General features: G+C 67.7%; 1 protein-coding gene. It reads right to left on the reverse strand.

Going from position 1 to position 390, the window contains the following annotated elements; all coding sequences use genetic code 11:
• Nucleotides 1-333: FKBP-type peptidyl-prolyl cis-trans isomerase (locus tag AC30CM_RS27360; protein WP_490120032.1), on the reverse strand; the 333-nt coding region annotated here is incomplete at its 3' end.
• Nucleotides 334-390: the final 57 nt, after the last annotated feature.

Below are 390 nucleotides of genomic sequence, written 5' to 3' on the forward strand. Positions count from 1 at the left end.
CGGCCGGTAGGAGGGGTCGGCGCCGTCGTAGCCGTCGACACCGGGGATCCCGATCAGGACCCGGCTGCCCGCCGACTGGCCGGTCAGGCCGGTCTTGAAGCCCACGATCACCTGGCCGAGGCTGAACGTCGCCGGCTTCTTGCGCTGCCAGGAGCTGTCGAACATCGTCCCCGTGCGACCCAGGACGCCGTAGTAGTTGACGGTGATCATGCTGTCGGCGGTGGCCACCTCGCCGTCGCCCTTCACGAGCACCCTCGTCTGGGTCTTGTCGATGACGAACGGTTTGGTGAAACTCAGCTTGGGCTCCTTGCCCTTCTCTCCGGTCACCTTCACGCCGTCGAGGTTCGTCTGCACCGGGACGGTCGAGCTCGGGCTCGGCGAGGCCGTGGG

Source organism: Mycobacterium sp. DHQP2018-32-09, assembly GCF_058148405.1.